This window comes from Roseateles sp. (assembly GCF_039595595.1).
In the GTDB taxonomy this organism is placed as follows: domain Bacteria; phylum Pseudomonadota; class Gammaproteobacteria; order Burkholderiales; family Burkholderiaceae_C; genus Roseateles.
The window spans coordinates 211,958-237,758 of the sequence record NZ_JBCNLG010000006.1 but is presented as its reverse complement, the minus strand read 5'-3'; the positions used below and the strand labels follow the sequence as shown (position 1 = coordinate 237,758).

The following is a 25,801-nucleotide window of genomic DNA, read 5'->3' as shown; positions in this document are numbered from 1 at the left end:
GTCACGGCCGGCCGATGAACACGTAGAAGGCGGTGCCGCCGCGCGGCGCGTAGCCGACGCCCACGTACAGCGGCCCCAGCCCAGTGTCCGAGCCCAGGAACAGGCTGCTCGCATAGCGCATGTCCTTGAGGCTGATGTCGTGGCGCGAGAGCCAGGTGTTGCCCGCCTCCAGCGTGCCGCCGACGAAGAATCCCCGCGAGAACAGCGGCGAGTCGTTCAGCCGCCGGTAATAGGTCGCCCGCGTGAACAGCAGCGAGTTGCCGCTGAGCTGGTTCGGCTTGTAGCCCGAGAGCTGATGGAAACCGCCCAGCGTGTCGCCGCCCAGGCCGGTCTCGTCCGGCTGCTGCGAGGCCACGCCGCGCGCGTACAGGCTGAAGGTGTGGCCGCCGAAGCTGCGCACCACGTTCCCATCCATCTTCAGGCGCAGGAAGCGGCCGCTGTTGAGGTTGCGGTTGTCCTGCCGGCCGCCTTCCGCGTCGACGTTGAACCGGTAGCCGTGCTGCGGGAAGTTGGCGTAGTCCAGTTGGTCGACCACCGTGCGGAAGCGGAAGCCGCGCTCATAACTGGTCCAGCGCAGCTTGCCCATTTCGGGCGTGATGGCGGTGATCAGGTCGGGCCGCGCGTGGCGGATCTGGCTGATCACGCCCAGCCGCACCTCGCCGAGCCGGCCCCAGGGCTGCCCGACGTCCAGCCCGATCGACGCGTCGCGCCGCACCAGCCGCGCCTGGCCGAGGTTGGCATCGTCCGGATCGTTGTTCCCGTAGACGATCTGCTTGCGCTGGTTGGCCTCGGCCCAGACGCTGGCGAACCAGTCGTCCGAAATCCCCAGCTTGATCCCCAGCGGGTGATAGAGCTCGGTGTACAGCCGCGGCGTCTCGCCGATCGTGACCTGGTTGCGCCACTCGGTGCCCTTGTCGGTCAGCCAATGGCGGTTGTGGCTCACGCGCAGGTTGAAGAAGCTGTCGCCGCCCGAGTCGGTCGACAGATCCATGCCGACCCGGAAGTAGTTCGGCCCCCAGGGCTTGTCCTCCATGTTGAAGACCAGCGTCTCGCCCTCGGCGCGCTGCTCGACGTGATAGTCGACGCGGTTGTAGTCGCCGCTGGAGGACAGGAAGCGCATGTCGCGCTCGGCGCTCTCGTTGTTGAAGGCCTGGCCGGGCTTGGATTCCAGCTGGCTGCGGAAGCGCTCCGGGTTGGTGTTGTCGGAACCCTCCAGCTTCACCGCCGCCAGCACCACCGCCGGCGGCTTCAGGCCGGTGCGCGCGATCTGCCAGTCGGCGTAGCTGCGGTCATCGACGGCATAGGCGCGCAGCTGCGGCAGCGCGCGCTCGGCGGCCTCCTCGCCGGCGCGGATGAAGGCCTGCACCTTGTCGAAGTCGCCCGAACTCAGCGCGCCCAGTTGCGGCGTGATCAGCAGGTCCTCGCCGGCGCTCATGCTGGCGATCGAGCGCTGCACGTTCTGCTCGGTGAGGATGTTGATCATCTGCGCCGTCAGCCCGATCAGCGAGTTCAGCGTCTCGCGCCCGCCCACCGGCGTGCCGACGTTGATCGCGATCAGCCGCGTCGCGCCCATCTCGCGCGCGACGTCCACCGGCAGGTTGTTCACGAGGCCGCCGTCGCCGAGGATGCGGTCCTCCCACTCGACCGGCGCGAACACCCCCGGCACGCTCATGCTGGAGCGCAGTGCCAGCGCGAGGTCGCCCTCCGCGAGGATGCGCTCATGGCCGTTCTCCATGTCGGTGGCGACGGCGCGGAACGGCGTCGGCAGCCGGTCGAACTGCCGCACGTTGCGCACCGGCAGCGTGAGGCGGCGCAGCAGCGCCTCCAGGCCGCGGCTGGACAGCGTGCCGGTGGGCACGCGGACTTCGCCGTCGCGCAGGCCGAATTCGATCGTCGCGGAGAACTCGAAGTCCTCCTCCTTGCGGCGCTGGGACAGATCCTGCCGATCGACGCGGCTGGCGAACAGCCGGTCCCAGGCGATCTTCGTCAGCTCCCGGTCCAGGTCGTCGGCGGTCATGCCGCTGGCATAGAGCCCGCCGATGATCGCGCCCATCGAGGTGCCGGTGATGATGTCCACGGGGATGTGCTCGCGCTCGAGCACCTTCAGCACGCCGACGTGCGCCAGCCCGCGCGCGCCGCCGCCGGACAGCACCAGGCCGAGGCGGGGCCGCTGCGCCTGGTCGGCCGCGGGCGTTGGCGCCTGCTGACCGGCGGGGGGATTGGGCGGCACCGTCTGCCCCGACCCTGCTGGCGAGGCCCATGCGGAAGAGGCCATCAAGGCGGCCGTGGCGGTGATTGCGGCGATCAGCATCAGGCCGCGAAGGCCGCGCAGGCCAGTGGAAAGGCCAGCGGACGGACCCATGGAAAGGCCGGAGAAACGGGGAAGGGCGCGGAGATCTCGGGACACGGCGGGCATCGGGCAGGGGACGGCCCCGCGGCGAAGGCGCGAGGCGGGCGCATTGTGACCTGAACCGGCCGACCGGTTCCGCGCCGGCGCCTGCCGGTCAGTGGCCCGGCGCGCGGTCCAGGTCCTGCATCAGCGTGCCGATCGCGCGCTGCAGCAGCGGCTCGTGCTCGAGCTGGGTGATCAGCCCATTGGCGACCAGCTGTTCCAGCGCGCCGCGCGTCAATGAGTGGCGCTCGTCGGACACCTGCCCGATGAACAGGAACATCTGCCGGCTGTCGCTGATCCAGGCCACCTGCGCGGTGATCCATTCGCTCTGCAGGAACAGGTGGTACCAGCCGCCGATGTGCACCCCGGCGATCCAGTCCTGCAGCGCGGCGCGCGCATGCGGCGAGTGCTCTTCGCTGTAGAGCGCCACCGGCACCGTCGGCAGCTGACCGCGGTCGACCCGCTCGAAGGCCCATCGCGACGGGAGTTGCGACTCGCGCTCGTCCAGCAGCTGCTGCAGCAGTTCCTCCGGCGTCTGCGCCGGGCGGCGCGGCGCGGGCGCGGCGGGCGCGGCCTGCTCGACCGCCGGCAGCCCGCGCAGCACGCGGCCGTGCTGGCGCATCAGTTCGTCGAGGAAGGTCTGGCGCTGCATCTGCGGCAGCGCGATCGCATCCATCCCTCGCTCCAGCGCGCGGATCAGGTCCGGAAGCTGGCCGCGCAAGCGCTGGCGCGCCGCCTCGTCGGGCTGCGGCGAGACGCTGCTCAGCAGCGCGTCGACCAGTTCGATGTAGGTCTGCGCCTCGACCGCGTCGCGGCCGTGCTGCACCATCGCCTGCGCGATGACCTCGACCCAGGGGCCGAGCAGGAAGCGGCGCATCAGCTTGCCGGCATGGGCGTCGTCGAGCTGGTGCTGCAGCTGGTCGCGCAGCATGCGCTGCCACTCCTGGCGGCGCTGCTCGCGGTCCAGCCGCTCCAGCGCCAGCGCGCTGCGCTGGCCGCGGGCCTCGGCCTGCGCGCGGATGTGCGCGTCGACCTCGCTCAGCGCCTGCTGGAACTGCAGCGCCGACGGATGGGCGCTGTCCAGCAGCGGCTGGATGACGCGCTCCAGGAACTGCAGGAAGGCCTTGAGCTCGCTGTCGTCCGCGCGCTGGAAGCCGGCGCCATGGGCCGCGATGCGGTTCAACAACTGCCAGGTCGGATGATCCTGGCGGCGCAGCAGCGTGGCGTCCGCGCGGGACAGCCGCACGATCGCCACCTGCAGCCGGCCCATCAGCACCTTCAGCGGCGGCTGCAGGCTGTCGTCGGCCAGGATCTGGTCATACAGGCGCGAGAGCAGGTCGGTGCCCGGCGCGCCGACGCCCGGTCCCAGTCTGGGCGCCGGACCGGGCGGGGGCGCCGCGCCGTTGGCCGGCCGCGCGACGGCCGGCGCCAGCTCGGCGTTGCGCGTGTTCATCAGGTCCAGCTTCATCGCGACCTGATCGAGCGTCGCGTTCTGCGTGTTCGGCGCCTCGGTGACGCTCTTGAACTGGCGCAGGCGCAGGTCGGATTCCTTCAGCGCGGCGCCGTGGCTCGTCAGCATGCCGGTGAGATGCGCCTGGCGCAGTCCCTGGCACAGCCGCGCGTAAATCGGCTGCAGCTTGGTCGCGAGCGGATGCGCCGCCAGGCGCATCAGCGCGTAGCGGCCGTCGGCGTCGAGGTCCACGCCCTCGATCGCGCGCGCCAGCGCCTGTGCGAACAGCGCGGCGCGCAGCGGGTTGTCGTTCTTCAGCGGCCGGGCGATGCCGCGCAGCGCGGCGAAGAAGTTGCCCAGCTGGTGCAGCTCGGCCCTGGACTGGTCCTCGATCGCCGACATCACATGCGCCAGCGCTACATCCTTCAGCGCCTGCCCTTCGTCGACCAGGCTCAACGCGAGGTCGTCGAACGGGTTGCTGCGCGCCTGGGTCTTCTGCCGGTCCTTCTGCAGCGGATCGCCGCCCTCGCGCGCCAGCGTGAGCAGCCGGGTCAGCGAGGCCTCGAAGTCGGACGCGAAATGCGCACGCCGCTTGGACCAGCCGGCGAGCAGCTGATGGTGCTCGAGCCGGCTCTTGAGCTCGTCCTGCAGGCCGTTGTAGACCGCGTGGGCAAGCCCTGGCACGTGCGCGAGGGTCTCGTCGACGAGCGTCTGGAGGGAGGGCGAAGATGCTTGGGCCATCTTTTGTGACAAGTTGTCAGCGCATTATGGTCGCCCCTGATTCATGTGACATCCCCCAGGACCGTGGGGCCGTGCGAGTGAGGGAAAGCCCGATGGGGACCCGCCGCCGTGGCCGGCGGTGACGATCGATTCTGTGCGAATCGCGATACGCGGGAGAGCAAGCCAGGCGCCCGAAGCGTATCCAACCGAAACAGGAATGGGCGGAAACATCATCGCCGGGCCAAAGAAAAAAGGGGTCGCCGAAGCGACCCCTCTCGAGAGCGGTGACGGGCGGCGCCAGAGGGCCGACCGCCGGGCTCAGGCGGACATCACATGTCCATGCCCATGCCGCCCATGCCGCCGGGCATGGCCGGGGCCGCGGACTCGTCCTTCGGCGCTTCGGCGACCATGCACTCGGTCGTCAGCATCAGCGAGGCCACGGACGCGGCGTTCTGCAGCGCGGTGCGGGTCACCTTGGTCGGGTCCAGGATGCCCATCTCGATCATGTCGCCGTACGTGCCGTTGGCGGCGTTGTAGCCGTGGTTGCCCTTGCCGGCCAGCACGTTGTTGACGACGACCGAGCTTTCCTCGCCGGCGTTGTAGACGATCTCGCGCAGCGGGGCTTCGATGGCCTTCAGGATCAGCTTGATGCCGGCGTCCTGGTCGGCGTTGTCGCCCTTGATCTCGCCAGCGGCCTGACGGGCGCGCAGCAGCGCGACACCGCCGCCGGCCACGATGCCTTCCTCGACGGCGGCGCGGGTGGCGTGCAGCGCGTCTTCGACACGGGCCTTCTTCTCCTTCATCTCGACTTCGGTGGCGGCACCGACCTTGATGACGGCCACGCCGCCAGCCAGCTTGGCCACGCGCTCCTGCAGCTTCTCGCGGTCGTAGTCGCTGGTGGCTTCCTCGATCTGGGCGCGGATCTGCTTGACGCGCGACTCGATGTCGCTGCCGGCGCCGTTGCCGTCGATGATGGTGGTGTTTTCCTTGCCCACTTCGACGCGCTTGGCCTGGCCCAGGTCAGCCAGCGTGACCTTCTCGAGCGACAGGCCCACTTCCTCGGCGATCACCTTGCCGCCGGTCAGGATGGCGATGTCTTCCAGCATGGCCTTGCGGCGGTCGCCGAAGCCCGGCGCCTTCACGGCCACGACCTTCAGGATGCCGCGGATGGTGTTGACCACCAGGGTCGCCAGCGCTTCGCCGTCGACTTCTTCCGCGATGATCAGCAGCGGACGGCCGGCCTTGGCGACGGCTTCCAGCGTCGGCAGCAGGTCACGGATGTTGGAGATCTTCTTGTCGTAGAGCAGGACGAAGGGGTTGTCCAGGATCGCCGACTGCTTCTCCGGGTTGTTGATGAAGTACGGCGACAGGTAGCCGCGGTCGAACTGCATGCCTTCGACGACGTCCAGCTCGTTGTTCAGCGACTTGCCGTCCTCGACGGTGATGACGCCTTCCTTGCCGACCTTGTCCATCGCCTCGGCGATGATCTGGCCGATCGAGTCGTCGGAGTTGGCCGAGATCGTGCCGACCTGGGCGATTTCCTTGGAGGTCGTGGTGGCCTTGGAGGCCTTCTTCAGCTGCTCGACCAGGGCGGTGACGGCCTTGTCGATGCCGCGCTTGAGGTCCATCGGGTTCATGCCGGCGGCCACGTACTTCATGCCTTCGCGCACGATGGCCTGGGCCAGCACGGTGGCGGTGGTGGTGCCGTCACCGGCGTTGTCCGAGGTCTTGGAAGCGACTTCCTTGACCATCTGGGCGCCCATGTTCTGCAGCTTGTCCTTGAGCTCGATCTCCTTGGCGACCGAGACACCGTCCTTGGTGACGGTGGGGGCGCCGAACGAGCGCTCCAGCACCACGTTGCGGCCCTTGGGGCCCAGCGTGACCTTGACCGCGTTGGCCAGGATGTTCACGCCTTCGACCATGCGGGCACGGGCCTCGCCGCCGAAGACCACGTCTTTTGCTGCCATGAGAAATTCTCCGAATCTGATCTATGAATGGACTGCCACGCCACTGCTCGGGTCGTTGCCGAGGAAAGCGTAGCGAGCGGTGGGCTGGCTAGGAGGGGGGAGCGGAGGGACCGGAGCGACCTTGAGGTCGTGAGGATCCCGAGCACCGCCCGACGACGCCAGCGCGCCGCGCAGTAGCTTTACTTGGCGACGACGGCGAAGAGGTCTTCCTCGCGCATGACGAGCAGTTCTTCGCCGTCGACCTTGACGGTCTGGCCGCTGTACTTGCCGAACAGCACGCGGTCGCCGACGGCGACGTTCAGGGCGATGAACTCACCCTTGTCGTTGCGCTTGCCCGGACCGACGGCCAGCACCTCGCCCTGGTCGGGCTTCTCGGCGGCGTTGTCGGGGATGACGATGCCGGAGGCCGTCTTGGTTTCGTTTTCCAGGCGCTTAACGATCACGCGATCGTGCAGAGGACGCAGTTTCATCAGATCTCCTTGACTGTGCAGACTTGATTCCTGGACCCGCCGGGCGCTGTTCGCCCCGGCCAGCCCATCACAAGAAGTAAGCCCCGGGTCTCGCGGCTCGGGGCTTGTTAGCACTCGACGATCGCGAGTGCTAGCAGCAAGGATTATATGGACCGGTCTTGACGTTTCAAGGGCGGCGCGTGGAACCCCATCCGATGACGTGGTCCAGCGACCAGCGGCCCGGGCCCCGGCCCAGCAGCAGCAGCATGGGCGCGGCCCAGCTGAGGTGAGTGGGCCAGGCCGCCGGGTAGACGAAGGTCTGGATGACCGCCGTCATCGCCAGCACGCCCAGCGCCGCCGCCCGCGTGCACAGGCCCAGCACCAGCAGGATGGGCAGCAGGTGCTCGGCCCCGGTGGCGAGGTAGGCGGCGATCTCGGGCGGGATCAGCGGCAGGGCGTAATCCTCGCGGAACAGCAGGAAGGTGGTGTCGGTCAGCGTGAAGAGACCCTCCACCTTGGTCCGGCCGGACAGCCAGAACACGCCCGCGATGCTGAAGCGGCAGGCGAGGGCGATCAGGTCGAAGGAGATCCAACGCTCGAGCCGAGCGCGCAGCGCCTCGAGCAGCGCGCCCGGCGAGCGGGACGGGGAGGCCGGCGCGGCGGCCCGGACGGTGGAGGAGGTCGTGTTCATGGTGAGGTCTCGGTGAGGGTGGCGAAGGCGCCGTGCTGAAGCAACCGGCCCAGCGAGGCGCCGGGGTCGAAGCAGGGGAACCGGGCGTGGACGCCGTCGAGCGCCGCGCCCAGTGGCTGGCCGGCGGCGCAAGCGTCGAGCAGCGCGGCGTCTGAGGCGCCGATCTCGAGCGCGAGGACCGCGCCTTCGGGGCGGCAGAGCAATGCGCCCTGGCCATTCCAGTGCGGTGGATTGGGATCGGCGGCGCCGCTGCGGGCGGCTTGCCACAAGCTGAATGCAGGCCAATCGGCGCACCACTGCCAGCGCGCCGCGGGATGAGGCGCCAACTGCGCTGGGGCCAGCCGATCCGCGTCGATTCGCATCAGCGCCGTCAGGCCCATCACCGGCGCGTCCGCGGCGACATGGCTTTCGCTCCAGAGCCTGTCCAGACGGGCGACGGCGCTCAGCCAGGGCAGATCGCCCCCTGCCAGCGCTCGGTCGAGGAAGGCGGGAAAGCGTTCGCCGTAGTGCTGGAGCTCGCCACCAGCCGGAGGATCGGCGCGGACGAAGTCGAGCGCGGCTGCTTCCATCCAAGCGCCGCCTGTCAATCGATGCACTGCCGGATACAGCGATCTCAGCGCATCGACGCAGCCTTTGAGCGCGGTGTTGCGATAGACGGCCAAGCCTGCGGGCGGTCTGGCGGTGCCATCGGCCGGCGCCCACAGATCGCGCCAAAAGCTTTCCTGGAACTCGTCGAGCGTCATGCGGGCACCTCCTGCGCGCGGGCCACCGCATCGAGCACGGCTTGGGCCCGCCCGCGCTCGGCGATCAGCTCGGCGAAGGGCGGCAGGTCGCTGTCGCGCTCAAGCAGCGTCGGCTTCGGGCCGATGCGCGCGGTCAGGCGCTCCAGCAGCGTCCACACCCGTGGGGCGACCGGCGCGTCATGGCTGTCGATCAGCAGGCCGCTGGCCGGATCGGCATCCGCGCGATGGCCGGCGATGTGGACCTCCATCACGGCCGCGCCGTCGATGGCGTCGATCCACGCCGTGGCGTCGAGGCCGATGTTGGCTGCGGAGACGACGACGTTGTTGACGTCCACGAGCAGGCCACAGCCTGTGCGGCGGACCAGCTCGTGAAGGAATTCGACCTCGTCCCAGTCATGCGCCAGGCGCAGGTAGTGGGACGGGTTCTCGATGGCCACGCGCCGGCGCAGTGCGTCCTGCAGGCGGCCGATGTTGGCGGCGACGCGGTGCAGTGCCTCGGTCGATCGCGGCAGCGGCAGCAGGTCGGGCGCATAGGCGCCGCCGAAGCGGCTCCAGGCCAGGTGCTCCGAGATCAGCGCCGGCTGCAGCCGGTCCGCGAGCGCGGCGAAGCGCCGCAGGTGGCCCGCGTCGATCGGCCCGGGCCCGCCCAGCGACGCCGAAACGCCATGCAGCGACAGCGGATGCACCGCGCGCACGGCCTCGAGCAGCGCCAGGCGCGGGCCGCCCGCGACGAGGTAGTTCTCGGGATGGACTTCAAACCAGAGACCCGCGTGGCACGCGGCGAGCGCGTCCTCCGCGAAGTCCGGCTTGAAGCCCAGGCCCGCGCCCAGCGCGTGTGTCATGGCGCGGGTCCGATCAGGACTTCACCGGCGACAGCGAGCCCATGCCCTTGGGCGTCTTGATCGCAGTGCAGGTGCCGGCCGGCACGTACTTCCACGCGTTGGCCTGGTAGTCGGCCTTCGCGGTGCCGGCGCAGGTCGTGCCGGGGCCGGCGGCGCAGTCGTTCTTGCCGGCCATCGCGACGCCGTAGCAGCGCTCCTTGTCACTGGCGGCGGGCTTGGCGTCCTGTGCCATCGCGGAGGCGGACAGGGCGGTCAGGGTGACGAGGGCCATGCTCAGAGCGGTGGTCTTCATGTGGAACTCCTTGTGCGGTTGAACGAATTGAATGAATGGCGTTGTGCCGGGGATGCCTCAGGCGGTTCCTGCAGCGATCCGCAAGCTAGTTCGTGGCGAACGCGCGCCGGGTTACAGCGGCAGGTGAAAACGCCTCAACTATTTTTTTGAGGCCCGCTGTAACCTTCCGTCCCCATGACGCGAATAGATTCCGTGATCGCGACCGAGCATGAGCTGCACGACCTGTTCGTTGCCGGGCTGGATGGGGATGCGGCGGCTTACCACCGCTTCCTGCAGCGCCTGGGCGGATTGCTGCGCGGGTACTTCCGCCGCCGGCTGCAGCAACTGCCGGACGAGGTCGAGGACCTGGTGCAGGAGACGTTGATGGCGGTGCACACGCAGCGCCAGAGCTACCGCCGCGGCGAGCCGCTGACGGCCTGGGTGCACGCGGTGGCGCGCTACAAGCTCGTGGACCTGTGGCGGCGGCGCGAGCGTCACGACGCGCTGAACGATCCGCTGGACGACGACCTGGCGGTCTTCGCGAGCGCGGATCACGAGGCCGGCGAGGCGCGGCGGGATCTGGGCCAGATGCTGGAGCAACTGCCGACGCATCAGCGGCTCCCGATCCTGCATACGAAGCTGGAAGGGCTGTCGGTGCAGGAGACGGCGCGGCTGACGGGCATGAGCGAGTCGGCGGTGAAGGTGGGCGTGCACCGCGGGCTCAAGGCGCTGGCGCGGCTATGGAAGGACATGACATGAAGACGGACGAGCTGATCGGGCTGCTGGCGCGCGACGCCGGCCCGGTGCCGGCGCGCGCCGGGGAGCGGCGCTTCGCGATCGCGCTGATGGTCGGCGTGGCGCTCGCGCTCGCTTGGGTGCAGGCCGCCTACGGCATCCGGGCGGATCTGGCCGCGGTGATGGGGACGGCCGCGTTCTGGCAGAAGGTGGCGATGCCGTTGTCGGTCGCGGGGACGGGGCTGATCGTGGTGTTCCGGCTCGGGCATCCGGGCGTGCGCATGGGCGGCTGGTGGCTGGGCGTGTGGCTGCCGGTGTCGCTGCTGTGGATCTGGGCGGCGGCGGTGCTGTGGATGGCGGAGCCCGCGGCGCGCGCGCCGCTGGTGCTGGGCACGACCTGGCGCACCTGCGTGTTCAACGTCACGGCGACGGCGCTGCCGATCGGCGTGGCACTGCTATGGGCGCTGCGGGGCCTGGCGCCGACGCGGCCCGCGTTGACGGGCGCGGCGGCTGGCTGGCTCGCGGGCGCGGTGGGGGCGTGCGTCTATTCGCTGCACTGCCCGGAGATGGCTGCGCCCTTCGTCGCGATCTGGTACGTGCTGGGCATGGGGCTGTCGGCGGCGCTGGGGGCGGTCGCCGGGCGGCGGTGGTTGAGATGGTGATCAGGCCCTTACTCTCCGTCCGCCGCCCGCCTTTCGTCTGAGCGAGCGGCATCTCTTTCTGATCGTCGAGCCACTCGTCGTTCACACAGCCTTCCGACGATTTCCGAGAGGACGAGGCCGACGAGGGTCGCGACGACGGGGCGGCCGGTGATGAGATGGCCGACCAATCCCGACAGCACGATCACGAGGACCCGGATAGTTGAGCAGTCAATTTGCATAGAAGAGATTCCGGCGCTATCGCGGAATGGCGGCGACCAACGGTGGACCGCCGCCGGGTTGGTCGAGACGACGATCAGATGGAGCTCATCCGGCGAGGCGGATTCGCCCTATCCATCGAGTTCTCATAGTTCGCGGCAGACACGTTCATGGAACTTCCCGCGTAAGGGCCGAAACCCGCTCCGGCAGCCCAGCCGGCCGCTGTCTGGGCTGCCGTGCTGCCGTTCATCATGGCGACAGAAGCGCCGGCCAGACATCCAGCCATCCCGCCCAGCAGGCCATATCCTTCTGCCGCCGTGCTGGAGCCGGCCGACGCGCCGACAGCACAACCCTCCGCGGCTTTCTTCAGCAGTTGCCCCCTGCCGCCATGCACGCGATCCATCTCTTCCAGGGTCAGTTCTTGCATCGACATGAAAAGTCTCTCTTTCAAGATCAACACGGCCTGGTGTGCGACGCGCCCAGTCCGACTGCGCGATACCCGACGGGTATGCAGCCAGTCTGCGCAGCGCTCAGGTTGTCGCCAGCAAGGGCGAAGCGGGATGGACTTTCCGGCGCGCGTCGTGCAACCCGGCTCGCCGTACCGAGCCGGAATGGCACCAGTGGATGGCACCTGCGCATCGATCAATCCGGGTGAAGGATCCCGGATCCCGAATCGGAGTCAGGACGACCGTTCGATGAACTGAGCAACGCTTGCTAGTTCCCGCTCATGCGTGCATTCACGGCGGCAGGGAGAAATCGAAGGAATCGCCAGCCGTCGTCGCGACGGCCCCACAGCCGCTCAGTCGATATAGGACAAGGGCAACGCCGTCGTGAACTTCAGCTCTTCCATCGCGAAGCTCGAGCTGACGTCCGACAGCTGCGTCCCCGCGATGAGCCGCTTGTAGACCTGGTCGTACGCGGCGATGTCGGGCACCACCACGCGCAGCAGGTAATCCACGTCGCCGCTCATCCGGTAGAACTCGACCACCTCGGGAATCGCTTCGACCGCCGCCCGGAACTGCTCGAACCAGCCCTGCGAATGCATGCTGGTCCGCACCGACACGAACACCGTCACCCCGACGTTCACCTTCCGCGGATCCACCAGCATCACGTTGCGCGTGATGACCCCGGCCTCCTTCAGGCGCTGCACCCGGCGCCAGCAGGGGGTCGTCGACAACCCGACTTCCGCGGCCAGGTCGCTGACCTGGATCGAGGCATCCTGCTGCAAGGCCTGCAGGATCTTGCGGTCGATGGAATCCAGTTTCGCCATTGCCTCGGTCCTTGGAATTGAATTGCCGAAATCGGCTATGCAAAGGCGGATTTTGCATGCGGATTCCACGGGTGGCTTCCGACAATCCCCGGCCATGGAAATCTATCTCGACGCCAACGCCACCACCCCTGTCCTGCCGCAGGCCCGCGACGCCGCGCTGTCCGTGATGGCCGAGGCCTTCGGGAATCCGAGCAGCATCCATGGCAGCGGTCTCAAGGCCCGCGCCCGGCTCGACGAAGTGCGCGCCACCGCCCGCCGCGTGCTCGGCGCCCCTTCGGGCCGGCTGCTCTTCACCAGCGGCGCGACCGAGGGCATCCAGACCGCCGTCCTGTCCGCGCTGACCGCGCTGCGCCAGCGCCGCGAGGCGGGTGAAGCCATCCCGCCGCGCCTGCTGTATGGCGCCACCGAGCACAAGGCCGTGCCAGAAGCGCTGAAGCACTGGAATGCGTTGCTGGGCCTGGACCTGGAGATCGTGCCGATCCCCGTTGGCCTGGACGGCCGCCATGAGCTCGGCTGGCTGCGCGCGCAGGCGGGCGCGGCGGGGCTGGTCTGCACGATGGCCGCCAACAACGAGACCGGCGTGATCAGCGACCTGGACGGCATCGCCGACGCGCTGCGCGGTACCGGCGCGCTGTGGCTGGTCGACGGCGTGCAGGCCCTGGGCAAGCTGCCGCTGCTGCTCGGCGAACGCGCGATCGATTACGCGCCGTTCTCCGGCCACAAGCTCTATGCGCCCAAGGGCATCGGCATGCTCTACGTGCGCGACGGCGCGCCGTTCACGCCGCTGCTGGCCGGCGGCGGCCAGGAAGGCGCGCTGCGCTCCGGCACCGAGAACATGGCCGGCATCGCGGCACTGGGCGCCGTGCTGGACGCGCTCGAACAAGGCGGCACCTTCGCCTCGCTCGGCGAATTGCTGGATCGCCGCCAGCGCCTGGCCGATGCGCTCACCGAGGCCTTCCCCGGCGTCGTCTTCAACGCGCCGTTCGACATCAGCCTGCCCACGACGCTCAATGTCTCCGTGCCGGGCCTGAGCGCGAAGCTGCTGCTCGACCTGTTCGACGCCGCCGGGCTGCGCGTCAGCGGCGGCTCGGCCTGTGGCGCGTCCAAGGCGCAGCCCAGCTACGTGCTGCAGGCGATGGGCCTGCCGGCGGCGCGCGCCGCCTCGGCGGTGCGGCTGTCCTTCGGCGCCGCGGATGCCGACGCCACCATCGACGAAGCCTGCCGCCGCCTGCGCGCCTGTGGCGCGTCGCTGCGCGCGACCTGCCAGATGCCCGCTTCCGACGAGACACCGCAGGCGCCGGAACTGGTGACGCGCTTCGCCGTCGATGGCGCCTGCTGCTATGTCGTGGCCGATGCCGCCAGCCGCCGCTGCGTGGTGATCGATCCGCTGCCCGAGCTCACAGGCACGCTGGCGCAGTGGATGAGATGTCGCGGGCTGACGCTCGCGGCGATCCTGGATACGCACAGCCATGGCGATCACGCCTCGTCGGCCCAGGCGCTGCGCGATGCGGTGGTGGGGCTGCTCGATGCCGCGGCATCGGCGGATCGCGTCGACGGGCTCGGCTGGCCGAAGGAGCTCGAGTCCATCGAACTCGGCGCGCACCGGCTGGCGCGGCTCGCGCTGCCGGGCCACACCGAGGATTCGACGGCCTACCTGCTGCACACCGGCGATGCGCTGATCGCCGCCTTCGTCGGCGATACGGTGATGCCCGGCGCGCTGGGCCGCAGCGATTTCGCGCAGAGCGCGCCGAGCGCCTATGGGGCGTCGCTGAAGACGCTCGAGCGCCATGTCGGCGCGCAGGGTCTGCTGCTGCCGGGCCACGACTACGACGACCGCTTCGCGACGACCTTGGCCGTGGAGTGCGGCGCGCAGCCGCTGCTGGAAGGGGTGCTGAAGGGACGGCTCAGCGCCGAGGCCTTCGCGATGGAGAAGGCCGAGCTGGAGCGCGACCTCGCGCCAACCGAGTACCAGACCATGGCTTGCGGTGCGCGCGTGGATTGCGCGCGGGCGGTGGAGCGCGTCGAACTCGACGTCGCCGGCCTGCAGGCGCTGCTGTGCGATGGCGTCGGGCCCAAGCCGGTGCTGGTGGACGTCCGCGAGGCCTACGAGGCGAGATTGAGTCCGACCGAGGAATTGGCGCCGGAATCGGTGCCGCTGTCGACGCTGGTCAATGCGCTGCCGCGCTGGCGCGACCTGCCGGCCGACACGCCGGTGGTGTTCTTCTGCCGCAGCGGCAACCGCAGCGCGCAGGCGGCTCGGGCGCTTCGCCGCCTCGGCCACGGGCAGGCGTGGAGCCTGGCCGGGGGACTGGCGCTGTGGCCCGAGACGAAGGCCGCGACGTCCTTCGACGCCATCGCGATCTGAACGCTCAGCGCACCTGTCGTGGGGGCCGGCGGGCCGCCGCGGGCGAGGTCTTCGGCTCGTTGTTCACCGCGTCCGGCCCCTGCCCGCGAGGAAAGTCGAACGCGATTCGCATCACGATGTCCTGCGGGTAGTTGCCGAACTTGCGTCCGAACAGGTTGAGGCCACCGCGATTGCGGGCGTCCTCCTTGACGCCCAGCCTGACCTTGATGTGGTTGGTCTGCGGCAGGTCCAGGTCGGCGATCTTCACCGGGCCCAGCGCGACGCCGTCGATCATCGAGCCCTGTTCGCCGACGCTCCACTGCTTGAGCAAGCCATGCGTCGTGCGGTCCACCTGCCACCAGCTCGGCATCAGCAGCGAGGGCTTCCCGCCATAGTCGCCGGGGCTGGTCCAGGTGCCGATCTCCTTGTCGTTGATCCACAGCGTGATGTCCGACGGCCAGTCCTCGTTGAACTGCGGCGCCTCCGAGCACAGCTCCATCGACAGCTCCAGCTGGCTGGGCACCGCGCCGTAGGGCAGGTTGTTCGGGAAGGCGTAGTCCACGTAGCCCGAGCCGCCGAACCACAGCAGCTGCGCATAGACGTGCTCCGGCTCGAAGAAGGAGCGCGAGTCGTCCAGCATGCCGATGATCTTGGTCTCGCTGACCAGGCCGCAGGTGGGCTTGGCCTCGACATGGCGGTAGCTGCCGATCGGCATGCTGATCGAGATGACGTCGGGCCGTGACTCGATCGCCGCGCCGGGCAGCCGCAGGCGCACCTCGTCATAGCGCTTGGAGCACAGCTTCTGCTGGCCGCGCGTGCCGGGCTCCACCTCCACCGACACCAGTCCCACCGCCTGCAGCTGGTTGATGTTGAAGCTGACGGTGGAATGCGGCAGGTTCATCGCCGATGCCAGCTCCGACACGTTCAGCACCTGATGCGTCAGCAGACCCAGCAGGGCCTGCCGCGTGTCCGAGGCCAGCGCCTTTGCCACCGCGAGTGCCGCATCGCCTTCCACCACCAGGATCCGGCTGCCCGAGACCTCCACCATCGCGCGTTCCCCCGAAAAGATTCGTGAGTTTATGCGCCGCGTTCCCTGGCTTCGGCCTCGGGCTTTTGGCAGATCGGGTAAGAACCGATCATTACTAACAATCAGATTCGCGATAATGATGGAATGAATCCCGTTCCCCACGACGCGCGAACCGAACGCGCCGACCGTCCCGGCCGCGTTCACCGCCGCCGCAATCCGCTGACCGGCGGCCATGTGCTGGTGTCTCCGCATCGCACGCAGCGCCCGTGGCAGGGCGCGCAGGAGGCGTTGGACGACACGCTGCTGCCGGCCCATGATCCGGATTGCTATCTCTGCGCCGGGAACACTCGCGCGAACGGCCAGCGCAACCCGGACTACACCGGCACCTTCGTCTTCACCAACGACTTCGCGGCGCTGCAGCCGGCGCAGGGCGACGAGGAGCGCATCGCCGTGCCGGATGCCGGCGCTGCCGACCTGATGCAGTCGCTGCCGGTGGCGGGCGAATGCCGCGTGCTGTGCTTCTCGCCGGACCATGGGCGCACGCTGCCGGAGCTCACGCCGGCCGAGTTGCGCGCCGTCGTGACGGCGTGGATGGACCAGTCCGCCGACATGGGCGCGCGCCATCGCTGGGTGCAGGTGTTCGAAAACAAGGGGGCGGCGATGGGCTGCTCCAACCCGCACCCGCATGGCCAGGTCTGGGGCCTGGACCAGTTGCCCGACGAGGCCCTGCTGGCCGACGCCCATCAGCGCGACTACCTCGCCCGTCATGGCGAGCCGCTGCTGATGCGCTATGTCCGCGATGAGCTGGCGGCGAAGGAGCGCATCGTCGTCGAGACCGCGCACTGGCTCGCCGTCGTGCCGTACTGGGCCGCCTGGCCCTTCGAGACGCTGCTGCTGCCCAAGGCGCACACACTGCGCCTGGACGCGATGACGCCGGCGCAGGCCGATGACCTGGCCGAGGCCGTGCGCCGTCTGACCACGCGCTACGACAACCTGTTCCAGTGCTCGTTCCCGTATTCGATGGGCTGGCATGGCGCGCCGCATGGCGCCGGCCGTCCGGACGACGCGGCCCATGCCCACTGGCAACTGCACGCGCATTTCTATCCGCCGTTGCTGCGCTCGGCGACGGTGCGCAAGTTCATGGTGGGTTTCGAGATGCTCGGCGAGCCGCAGCGCGATCTCACGCCCGAGACGGCCGCGCAGCGGCTGCGCGAGGTCAGCGACACGGTGCATTACCGGCAGGCGCGCCGCGCTGCCGCGCAGGAGGGCGCATGAGCCAGACGCCATCGACCCCGCCGCGCGATCGCGCGGTGGACGGATTCCAGCGCGCTTTCGGCCGCGCCGCGGAACGTTTGAGCCGCGCGCCTGCGCGCGTCAATCTGATCGGCGAACACACCGATTACAACGAGGGCTTCGCGATGCCCTGCGCGATCGACCGCGAGACGGTCGTTGCCGCGGCGCCGCGTGAGGACGATGTGATCGAGGTGCTGGCCTGCGACCTGCCGGGCGGGCAGGGCCAGGCGGGTGCGTCCGGGGGCGCCTTCGGCCGCTTCCGCGTCGGCGAGGCCGCCGACGTGAGCGCGAGTCCGCAATGGTTGCGCTACGTGCAGGGCATGGTCGCCGTGCTGCGGGAGCAGGGGCATGCCGTCGGCGGCGCGACGCTCGCGATCGCGGGCAATGTGCCGCAGGGCGCCGGATTGAGTTCGTCGGCCTCGCTGGAGATGGCGATCGGGCAGGCGCTGTCGGCGCTCAACGGCTGGACGCTGACGCCGACCGCGATGGCGCTGGCCGGCCAGCGCGCGGAGAACGTCTACGCCGGCTGCCGCTGCGGGGTGCTGGATCAGCTGTCGTCCTCGCTGGGCGTCAAGGATCATGCGCTGCTGATGGACTGCCGTTCGCTGGACGTGCGGCCGATCGCGATGCCGGCGGACCTGGCGGTGCTGGTCGTTGATTCCAAGATCCAGCGCGGGCTGGTCGACAGCGAATACAACCTGCGGCGTCAGCAATGCGAGGCGGCCGCGCGCGGGCTTGGCGTGAAGGCGCTGCGCGATGTCGACGAAGCGCTGTGGTCGCGGCTGGGTGGCACGCTGGACCTGGTGGTGCGCCGGCGTGCGCGCCACATCATTTCGGACAGCCGCCGCTGCGCCGGTCTGGCCGGCGCGCTGGGCCACGGGGATCTCGCCGCGATCGGTCATCTGATGCGCGAGTCGCACTGGTCGATGCGGGATGACTTCGAAATCACCGTGCCCGCCATCGATGCGCTGGCCGCGCTGATGCAGGAGGTGATCGGCGAGCACGGCGGCGCGCGCATGACCGGTGGCGGTTTCGGCGGCTGCGTGATTGCGCTCGCGCCGCGGGCGATGGTCGGCGAGATCCGCGCCGCGGTCGAACGCGGCTATCGCTCGCCCGACGGCCGAGCCGCCGAACTGCACGTCTGCGCCGCCTCCGACGGCGCCGGTCAGCTCGCCTGACACACCCTCCCGCCGACAACCAACCACCCGCCACGAACTCCCTCGCCCCCCGCGAGGGGGGAGAGGGCAGGGGAGAGGGGGTTCGTCGAGTGGCAGCAGCGCTGTGCCAGTGCAGCTCTCCATTGACCGTGTCCCCTACTGCCTCTATGCTCGTCGCCTGAAAGCGATTTCAAATGCGCTGATTCGACAAGCACAAAAGGCATTCCCATGACGGAGACAACTTCGGCTGGCGCGTCCGCGCCGCTGCGATGGACGCTGTCCGCGAAGGGCGCGAGCCTGGCCGATTCGACTCGCCTCGCGGCGCAGCCCGAGCTCGCGCTGCAGCCGGTGGACCGATTGATGGCCGATGCCGCGGTGGCGGGCATGGCCAAGGTGGTGGTGAACAGCGCCAGGCGCTTCCAGCGGATCGAGGGCTTCGGCGGCGCGTTCACCGAAGCGGCCGCGACCACCTGGCAGAAGCTCCCTCCCGCCGAGGCCAACGCGCTGCTGCACGCGTACTTCGACGCCAACGCCGGCCATGGCTACACCTTCAACCGCGTGCACATGAACAGCTGCGACTTCTCGCTGGGCAACTACGCGCATGCGGAGGTCCCCGGCGACGAAGCGCTCGAGCACTTCAACATCGATCGCGACCGCCGCGCGCTGCTGCCGATGATCCAGGCGGCGATGAAGGTCGCGCCCGGCCCGATGAAGCTGCTCGTCTCGCCGTGGAGTCCACCCGCCTGGATGAAGTCCAACGGCGAGATGAACAACGGCGGCAAGCTGCTGCCGCGGTACGCGAAGGCGTGGGCGCAGTGCTTCGTGCGCTTCATCCAGGCCTACGAGGCCGAAGGCGTGCCCATCTGGGGCGTGTCGGTGCAGAACGAGCCGGACGCCGTGCAGCGCTGGGATTCCTGCGTCTACTCCGCGGAGGAGGAGCGCGACTTCGTCCGCGACCACCTCGGCCCCGCGCTGCACGCGGCGGGCCTGGAGCGCATCCGCATCGTCATCTGGGACCACAACCGAGACCAGATGGTGCAGCGCGCGGATGTCGTGTACTCCGATCCCGAGGCCTCGAAGTACGTGTGGGGCTGCGGCTTCCACTGGTACGTCGAGGACCACTTCGACCACGTCGGCCTGCTGCACGACGCCTATCCCGACAAGCAGTTGCTGTTCACCGAAGGCTGCCAGGAGGGCGGCCCGCACATCGGCTCGTGGCTCACCGGCGAACGCTACGCACGCAGCATCATCAACGACCTCAACCGCTGGACGGTGGGCTGGATCGACTGGAACCTGCTGCTCGACGAGACCGGCGGCCCCAACCATGTCGGCAACCTGTGCAGCGCGCCGATGCTCGCGGACCGCGAGCACAACCGGCTGATGCCGCAGAGCTCGTATGACTACCTCGGCCACTTCAGCCGCTTCATCAAGCCGGGCGCGCGGCGGGTGCTGTGCTCGGCGAGCAGCCAGGACCTGGAGTGCACCGCGGCGGTGAACGAGGACGGCAGTGTCGTCACCGTCGTGATGAACCGCAGCGATCGGGCGCATCGCTTCACGCTGCGTCTCGATGGCGTGGCGGGCGTGGTGTCGCTGCCGCCGCGGAGCATCGCCACCTACGTGCTGCCGCGCTGAGACCCGGATGGCCGAGTCCAGGGCGAAGCGCCCAAAGGCCCTTGCGCACGGAGCATCCGCGGCCTTGAGCCGCCGCGCCGCGCTCGCGGCGTTGACCGCGCCGGCGTGGTCCGGAACGCTGATCGTGCCGGCGCTGGCGCAGACGCGCGAGGTGCTGACCATCGCGGCATTTCCGCTGATGGACGAGATCGCCAAGGCGGCGATCCCGGCCTGGCAGGCGATGCATCCTGACGTGGAGCTGCGCATCCTGATGCGGCAGTACAGCGACCACCACACGGCGATGACGACCGCGCTGTCGACGGCGGTCGGGCTGCCGGACGTGATGGCGCTGGAGTCGAGCTTCGTCGGACGCTTCGCGCAGGGCGGCGGGCTGGAGGACCTGCGCCAGGCGCCCTTCGGCGTCGAGGCCTTCCGGCCGCGGCTGGTGCCTTACGCCTATGACCAGGCGATCGCGCGCGATGGCGCGGTGGTCGCGGTGCCGGCCGACATCGGGCCCGGCACGATGCTGTATCGCAAGGACGTCCTGGAGCGCGCGGGCGTCGCGCCGGAGGCGCTCACGCGCAGTTGGGACAGCTACGTCGCCGCGGGTGAGCGCATCAAGGCCGCGACGGGCGCCTACCTGATCGCCAGCGTGCAGGAGATCAAGGACATCCTGATCGCCGACGGGCTGCGGCCCGGCGAGGGCATCTACTTCGATGGCGACTCGCAGGTGCTGGTGAATTCACCGCGCTTCGAGCGCGCATTCGAAGTCGCGCTGCGCGCGCGGCAGAAGGGCCTCGATGCGAAGGTCCCGGCGTGGTCGAACGACTGGGGCGCCGGCTTCAAGCAGGGGCGGCTGGCGACGGAGCTGTCGGGTGCCTGGCTGGTCGGGCAGCTCAACGCGTTCATCGCACCGGAGACCAAGGGCTTGTGGCGCGCGTCGTCGCTGCCCGGCGGCGCCCATGTGCCGTATGGCGGGACCTTCTATGCGATCGCGCGAAAGTCCGCGCCGTCGCGCAAGGCGCTCGCGTGGCGCTTCATCCAGTTGATGACGCTGGATCCGAAGCGGCAGCTGCAGGCCTTCAAGAGCTATGACGCCTTCCCCGCCTTGCGGGAGGTGCACGAGGACCCGTTCTTCAGCGAGCCGGTGGACTTTCTCGGTGGACAGCGGGCGCGGCTGCTCTGGCGCGAGGACGCGCTGAAGATCACGGCCTTGCCGGTCCACAAGCAGAACAAGTTCGCCGAGGAGGTCGTGCAGACGGAACTCGACAAGGTGCTGCGCGGGCAGAAGACCATCAAGGCGGCGCTCGCCGATGCCGAGCAACTGTTGCAACGCCGCGCGAAGCGGTAAGGGATGGCGATGGGGATGGGAGTGGGGGATGAGGGAAAGGACGTCATGAAGCAACGACTGACACGGCACTGGGCCGCCGTGCCGCTGGTGGCGGCGCTCGCGATCGATGGTGGCGCCGCGATGGCGCAGACGGCGACGGGGAAGGGCGGGGCGGCGTCCGGGCCGATCGGCGTGCCGGCGGGCTACTCGCTGGTGTGGTCGGAGGAGTTCGACAAGGCCGGGCTGCCGGACGAGTCTCGCTGGTCCTACGACACCGGCATGAACAGGCAGGGCTGGCACAACCGCGAGAAGCAGTACTACGCGGGCCCGCGCGCGGAGAACGCGGTGGTGAAGGACGGCCGGCTGGTCATCACGGCGAGGAAGGAGGCGCTGACCTCGCAGCCGGATTGGGGCGGCCAGCAGTACACGTCGACGCGGCTGATCACGAGGGGCAAGGCCGAATGGACCTATGGCTACTTCGAGATTCGCGCGAAGCTGCCTTGCGGCCAGGGAACGTGGCCGGCGATCTGGATGCTCGGCAGCCAGGGCGACTGGCCGGCGGCGGGCGAGCTGGACATCCTCGAGCACATGGGGCGCAAGCCGGACTGGGTGTTCAGCACGGTGCACACCAGCTCGGGGCACGGGGGGCACGGAGTGGGCGAGGGCCGCAAGCTCGCGACGGCGTGCGACGAGTTCCACGACTACCAGATGCTGTGGACGCCCAGGGAGATCCGTTTCGGCATCGATGGCCAGGTGCATGCGGCCTATCCCAACCTCGGACGCGGAACGGCGCAATGGCCGTTCGACAAGCCGCAGTTCCTGATCCTCAATCTCGCCATTGGCGGGGACCTCGGCGGAGAAATCGATGATGGGATCTTCCCGATCGGGTACGAGATCGAGTACGTGAGGGTCTATCAGGCGGAGCGGTGATCGGAGAAGGCCGGAGAATGTCTCGCGCGGTCGCGCGGAATCATGGCCGCCCGGCGCTCCTCGAGCGCCTCATCCGTGCGGTCGGCGCCGCTCCGATTTCCAGTCTGGTCGTTCGAGCCCGGCGCTCGCGAAACAATGGGGCATGTCGCCCCCGAAGTTTTGCGAAGGTTGATCCCCTGGATGTCGAAGTCTGAAGTCTCCAAGGGCGCGACCGCGCTGGGCCTGATCGCCATCCTGTTCTGGAGCACCTCCGTCGGCGTCAACCGCAGCACGATCGAGTTCCTCGGCCGGACCGGCGCGCCCGCGGTGTTGTTCACCGCCGCGGCGCTGCTGCTGCTCCCGGCGCGCGCCTCCTTGCGCGAACTGCCCCGCCGCTACCTGTGGATCGGCGCCACGCTGTTCGTCGCCTACGAGCTCTGCTTCGTCCTCGCGCTCGGGCTGGCGCGCACGCGGCACGAGGCGATCGAGGTCGGCATGGTGAACTACCTGTGGCCCAGCCTCACGGTGCTGTGCTCCGCCGCCGCGGGCCGCAAGCGGCTCAACGCGCTGATGCTCGGCGGCCTGGCGCTCGCGCTCGCCGGTGTGGTGACCGCGTCCTCGCCGCCGGAAGGGCTGTCGCTGAGCCGCTTCTTCCACAACGCCGCGGCGAATCCGCTGTCCTATGGCCTGGCCTTCGCCGGCGCGATCGTGTGGGCGCTCTACAGCACCTGCACCAAGTTCATGGCCCAGGGCAGGAACGGGCTCTGGTTCTTCATGGCCCTGAGCGCGGTGGCGTTCTGGATCTGCCACGCCTTCAACAGCGACCGGCCACCGATGAACTGGTCAGCGCATGTCGTGATCCAGGTGGCGCTGGCAAGCGCGGCGGTGACGCTGGCCTACACGCTGTGGAACATCGGCGTGCTGCGCGGCAACATCCATCTGCTCGGGCTGGCGGCCAACGCGACGCCGCTCTTGTCGGCGCTGTTCGCATCCGTGCTGCTGAGCGCGCCACTGCCCGGCGTGTTCTGGATCGGCGCCGCGATGGTCGCGGCAGGATCACTGATGGCGGCGATCGGGTCGCGGACGTAGCCGTGGCGGTTGCCCCGCCGAACTGCAAGGCGCGCAGGTCGTTTTCGCCGTCGCTGTCCCACTCCTGGTAGACCTTTCAGCTCGCGCCGGTGGCCTTTCGCCCCCGGCCGGTCTCAAAAGGTTTCCTATGGCCGCCATAAGCGCAATCGACTGGACCGGCGGCGCGCGGATGAAGAGACTTCCCTCCAGCCCGCAAGACCTGCCCCCGTCCCTCGCCGCGACCGGCGATCTCGCGCTCTGCCATCGGAGAGTGGCGAGGCCGTCCCGCCTGATCCATCCTCGCCCTCCGTTTCCCCGCCTTCCGGATCGCCACCAGAGACCCCGTCACAGAGAAAGAGACCTCATGAGCAGTGAAAGCAAGTGCCCGTTCTCGGGCAAGAAGAGCATCCCCGCCCCGGCCGCCGGCAGCCGTTCCAATCGCGACTGGTGGCCCAACCAGCTGAACCTGCGCATCCTGCACCAGCACACGCCGGACTCCAGCCCGATGCCCGCCGGCTTCAACTACGCCGAGGAGTTCAAGAAGCTCGACCTCGCGGCGGTGAAGCGCGACCTGACGGCGCTGATGACCGACTCCCAGCCCTGGTGGCCGGCCGATTGGGGCCACTACGGCGGCCTGTTCATCCGCATGGCCTGGCACAGCGCCGGCACCTACCGCAGCGCGGACGGCCGCGGCGGCGCCAGCGCCGGCAACCAGCGCTTCGCGCCGCTGAACAGCTGGCCCGACAACGGCAACCTGGACAAGGCCCGCCGCCTGCTGTGGCCGATCAAACGCAAGTACGGCAACCGCCTGTCGTGGGCCGACCTGATGATCCTGGCCGGCAATGTCGCGATGGAATCGATGGGCTTCAAGACCTTCGGCTTCGCCGGCGGACGCGAGGACATCTGGGCGCCGGAGGAAGACGTGTACTGGGGCGCCGAGACCGAATGGCTGGCCACCAGCGACAAGCCGAACAGCCGCTACTCCGGCGAGCGCCAGATGGAGACGCCGCTGGCCGCCGTGCAGATGGGCCTGATCTACGTGAACCCGGAAGGTCCGGACGGCAACCCCGATCCCGTGGCCTCGGGCCGCGACGTGCGTGACACCTTCGGCCGCATGGGCATGAACGACGAGGAGACCGTCGCGCTGGTCGCCGGCGGCCACACCTTCGGCAAGGCGCACGGCGCCGGCGATCCGAAGCTGGTCGGCCCGGAACCGGAGGCCGCGCCGCTCGAGGCGATGGGCCTGGGCTGGCTCAACCAGTTCGAGTCCGGCAAGGGCGTGCACACCACCACCAGCGGCATCGAGGGCGCATGGAAGCCCAATCCGACGACCTGGGACAACGGCTACTTCGACATGCTGTTCGGCTACGAGTGGGAACTCACCCGGAGCCCGGCAGGCGCGCACCAGTGGGTGGCCAAGGACGTCAAGCCCGAGCACATGATCCCGGACGCGCACGATCCGTCGCGCAAGCATGCGCCGATGATGACGACGGCCGACCTGTCGCTGCGCATGGACCCGATCTATGAGCCGATCTCGCGCCGCTTCCATCAGGATCCGGCCGCCTTCGCCGATGCCTACGCCCGTGCCTGGTTCAAGCTGACGCACCGCGACATGGGCCCGAAGTCGCGCTACCTCGGTCCCGAGGTGCCGGCCGAAGACCTGCTCTGGCAGGACCCGCTGCCGGCTGTCGATCACGCGCTGATCGACGCCAGCGACATCGCGGCGCTGAAGGCGCAGATCCTGGCCTTCGGCCTGACGGTGAGCGAGCTGGTGTCGACCGCGTGGGCCAGCGCCTCGACCTTCCGCGGTTCCGACAAGCGCGGCGGCGCCAATGGCGCGCGCATCCGCCTGGCGCCGCAAAAGGATTGGGAAGCGAACCAGCCGGAACAGCTCGCCAAAGTGCTGTCCGCGCTGGAGACGGTGCAGCGCGACTTCAATGCCGCCGCGGCCGGCGGCAAGCAGGTCTCGCTGGCCGACCTGATCGTGCTGGGCGGCGCCGCGGCCATCGAGCAGGCGGCCAGGGCCGCGGGCCATCAGGTGACGGTGCCCTTCACGCCGGGCCGCGTCGATGCGTCGCAGGCGCAGACCGACGTCGAAGGCTTCGCGGTGCTGGAGCCGATCGCCGATGGCTTCCGCAACTACCAGAAGAAGCGCTACAGCGTGCCCGCCGAGGCGCTGCTGATCGACAAGGCCCAGTTGCTGACGCTGAGCGCGCCCGAGATGACCGTGCTGGTCGGCGGCCTGCGCAGCCTGGGCGCGACGCAGGACCGGCATGGCGTCTTCACCGCGCGGCCCGGCGTGCTGAGCACGGACTTCTTCTCGACGCTGCTGGACATGAACCTGGCGTGGACGCCGACGTCGGAGGCGGCTGAGCTCTACGTCGGCCGCGACCGCGCGACCGGGGAGCCGAAGTGGACCGCGACGCGCGTCGACCTGGTGTTCGGCTCGAACTCGCAACTGCGCGCGCTGGCGGAGGTCTATGCGAGCGATGACTCGCAGCAGCGCTTCGTCCAGGAGTTCATTGCCGCCTGGACCAAGGTGATGAACCTGGATCGCTTCGAACTGAAGTGAGCCCGAAACGCCGCCGGGGCGGGAGGCGTCCGTTTCCGGACACCGCCCGCCCCGGCGTGCAGCGTTCATCGGCCCGAGGCGGCGCCGCTTGGCGCGGCGGCCG

The 25,801-nt window shown here is 69.3% G+C and carries 21 protein-coding genes; 10 read left to right on the top strand and 11 right to left on the bottom strand.

The window, feature by feature from the left end:
* Position 1: 1 nt before the first annotated feature.
* The 8 genes from ABDW61_RS10580 to ABDW61_RS10545 form a co-directional block, all read right to left on the bottom strand.
* Entirely contained in the window at positions 2 to 2,311 is a 2,310-nt protein-coding gene (locus ABDW61_RS10580) for a patatin-like phospholipase family protein (RefSeq protein WP_343638491.1), read from the bottom strand.
* Positions 2,312 to 2,504: 193 nt separating this feature from the next.
* Complete coding sequence (locus tag ABDW61_RS10575) at positions 2,505 to 4,583, bottom strand: DUF1631 family protein (protein WP_343638490.1); 2,079 nt, start codon at positions 4,581 to 4,583, stop codon at positions 2,505 to 2,507.
* A gap of 308 nt (positions 4,584 to 4,891) precedes the next feature.
* Entirely contained in the window at positions 4,892 to 6,529 is a 1,638-nt protein-coding gene (groL, locus tag ABDW61_RS10570; RefSeq protein ID WP_343638488.1) for a chaperonin GroEL, read from the bottom strand.
* Positions 6,530 to 6,708: 179 nt separating this feature from the next.
* Entirely contained in the window at positions 6,709 to 6,999 is a 291-nt protein-coding gene (groES, locus tag ABDW61_RS10565) for a co-chaperone GroES (protein WP_088451343.1), read from the bottom strand.
* Positions 7,000 to 7,165: 166 nt separating this feature from the next.
* Positions 7,166 to 7,669, bottom strand: coding sequence for a DoxX family protein (locus tag ABDW61_RS10560; RefSeq protein WP_343638485.1), 504 nt, complete (start codon positions 7,667 to 7,669; stop codon positions 7,166 to 7,168).
* A complete protein-coding gene (locus ABDW61_RS10555; protein ID WP_343638483.1) occupies positions 7,666 to 8,412 on the bottom strand; it encodes a DNA-binding domain-containing protein in 747 nt (248 codons plus the stop codon). Before ABDW61_RS10555 ends, ABDW61_RS10560 begins: the two co-directional genes overlap by 4 nt.
* Entirely contained in the window at positions 8,409 to 9,254 is an 846-nt protein-coding gene (locus ABDW61_RS10550; protein WP_343638481.1) for a DUF692 domain-containing protein, read from the bottom strand. Before ABDW61_RS10550 ends, ABDW61_RS10555 begins: the two co-directional genes overlap by 4 nt.
* 13 nt (positions 9,255 to 9,267) lie before the next feature.
* Positions 9,268 to 9,546 carry a DUF2282 domain-containing protein gene (locus ABDW61_RS10545; RefSeq protein WP_343638479.1) on the bottom strand — a complete coding sequence of 93 codons (279 nt, stop codon included), beginning with the start codon at positions 9,544 to 9,546 and terminating at the stop codon, positions 9,268 to 9,270.
* 174 nt (positions 9,547 to 9,720) lie between these two features.
* Here ABDW61_RS10545 and ABDW61_RS10540 point away from each other — a divergent pair, with 174 nt between their 5' ends.
* On the top strand, positions 9,721 to 10,284 hold the full coding sequence (locus ABDW61_RS10540; RefSeq protein ID WP_343638477.1) for a sigma-70 family RNA polymerase sigma factor: 564 nt from the start codon (positions 9,721 to 9,723) through the stop codon (positions 10,282 to 10,284).
* Positions 10,281 to 10,922: a DUF1109 domain-containing protein gene (locus tag ABDW61_RS10535; protein ID WP_343638475.1), complete on the top strand. Its 642-nt coding sequence runs from the start codon at positions 10,281 to 10,283 to the stop codon at positions 10,920 to 10,922. Before ABDW61_RS10540 ends, ABDW61_RS10535 begins: the two co-directional genes overlap by 4 nt.
* Positions 10,923 to 11,214: 292 nt before the next feature.
* On the opposite strand, the gene ABDW61_RS10530 is transcribed toward ABDW61_RS10535, so the two are convergent.
* Together ABDW61_RS10530 and ABDW61_RS10525 are read right to left on the bottom strand one after the other, a co-directional pair.
* The gene (locus ABDW61_RS10530) at positions 11,215 to 11,550 is read right to left on the bottom strand and encodes a hypothetical protein (RefSeq protein WP_343638473.1); all 336 of its coding nucleotides are present in this window, start codon (positions 11,548 to 11,550) and stop codon (positions 11,215 to 11,217) included.
* A gap of 366 nt (positions 11,551 to 11,916) precedes the next feature.
* Positions 11,917 to 12,378 (bottom strand): Lrp/AsnC family transcriptional regulator, encoded by a 462-nt coding sequence (locus tag ABDW61_RS10525; RefSeq protein WP_343638554.1) that lies wholly within the window; start codon positions 12,376 to 12,378, stop codon positions 11,917 to 11,919.
* Between the two features lie 103 nt (positions 12,379 to 12,481).
* Here ABDW61_RS10525 and ABDW61_RS10520 point away from each other — a divergent pair, with 103 nt between their 5' ends.
* Positions 12,482 to 14,752 (top strand): aminotransferase class V-fold PLP-dependent enzyme, encoded by a 2,271-nt coding sequence (locus ABDW61_RS10520; protein WP_343638471.1) that lies wholly within the window; start codon positions 12,482 to 12,484, stop codon positions 14,750 to 14,752.
* Positions 14,753 to 14,756: 4 nt separating this feature from the next.
* On the opposite strand, the gene ABDW61_RS10515 is transcribed toward ABDW61_RS10520, so the two are convergent.
* The gene (locus tag ABDW61_RS10515) at positions 14,757 to 15,779 is read right to left on the bottom strand and encodes a helix-turn-helix domain-containing protein (protein WP_343638470.1); all 1,023 of its coding nucleotides are present in this window, start codon (positions 15,777 to 15,779) and stop codon (positions 14,757 to 14,759) included.
* A 123-nt stretch (positions 15,780 to 15,902) separates the two neighbouring features.
* Between ABDW61_RS10515 and ABDW61_RS10510 the strand changes: the two genes are divergently transcribed.
* The 7 genes from ABDW61_RS10510 (at position 15,903) to katG (ending at position 25,698) form a co-directional block, all read left to right on the top strand.
* On the top strand, positions 15,903 to 17,033 hold the full coding sequence (locus tag ABDW61_RS10510) for a UDP-glucose--hexose-1-phosphate uridylyltransferase (RefSeq protein ID WP_343638468.1): 1,131 nt from the start codon (positions 15,903 to 15,905) through the stop codon (positions 17,031 to 17,033).
* The gene (galK, locus tag ABDW61_RS10505) at positions 17,030 to 18,229 is read left to right on the top strand and encodes a galactokinase (RefSeq protein ID WP_343638466.1); all 1,200 of its coding nucleotides are present in this window, start codon (positions 17,030 to 17,032) and stop codon (positions 18,227 to 18,229) included. The genes ABDW61_RS10510 and galK overlap by 4 nt, the downstream gene beginning before the upstream one ends.
* A 207-nt stretch (positions 18,230 to 18,436) precedes the next feature.
* On the top strand, positions 18,437 to 19,840 hold the full coding sequence (locus ABDW61_RS10500) for a glycoside hydrolase family 30 protein (RefSeq protein WP_343638464.1): 1,404 nt from the start codon (positions 18,437 to 18,439) through the stop codon (positions 19,838 to 19,840).
* A 64-nt stretch (positions 19,841 to 19,904) separates the two neighbouring features.
* Positions 19,905 to 21,170: an extracellular solute-binding protein gene (locus ABDW61_RS10495; RefSeq protein ID WP_343638462.1), complete on the top strand. Its 1,266-nt coding sequence runs from the start codon at positions 19,905 to 19,907 to the stop codon at positions 21,168 to 21,170.
* Positions 21,171 to 21,215: 45 nt separating this feature from the next.
* On the top strand, positions 21,216 to 22,079 hold the full coding sequence (locus ABDW61_RS10490; protein ID WP_343638460.1) for a glycoside hydrolase family 16 protein: 864 nt from the start codon (positions 21,216 to 21,218) through the stop codon (positions 22,077 to 22,079).
* 180 nt (positions 22,080 to 22,259) lie between these two features.
* Positions 22,260 to 23,147 (top strand): aromatic amino acid DMT transporter YddG, encoded by an 888-nt coding sequence (yddG, locus tag ABDW61_RS10485; protein WP_343638458.1) that lies wholly within the window; start codon positions 22,260 to 22,262, stop codon positions 23,145 to 23,147.
* A gap of 343 nt (positions 23,148 to 23,490) precedes the next feature.
* Positions 23,491 to 25,698: a catalase/peroxidase HPI gene (katG, locus tag ABDW61_RS10480; protein WP_343638457.1), complete on the top strand. Its 2,208-nt coding sequence runs from the start codon at positions 23,491 to 23,493 to the stop codon at positions 25,696 to 25,698.
* Positions 25,699 to 25,801 lie beyond the last annotated feature (103 nt).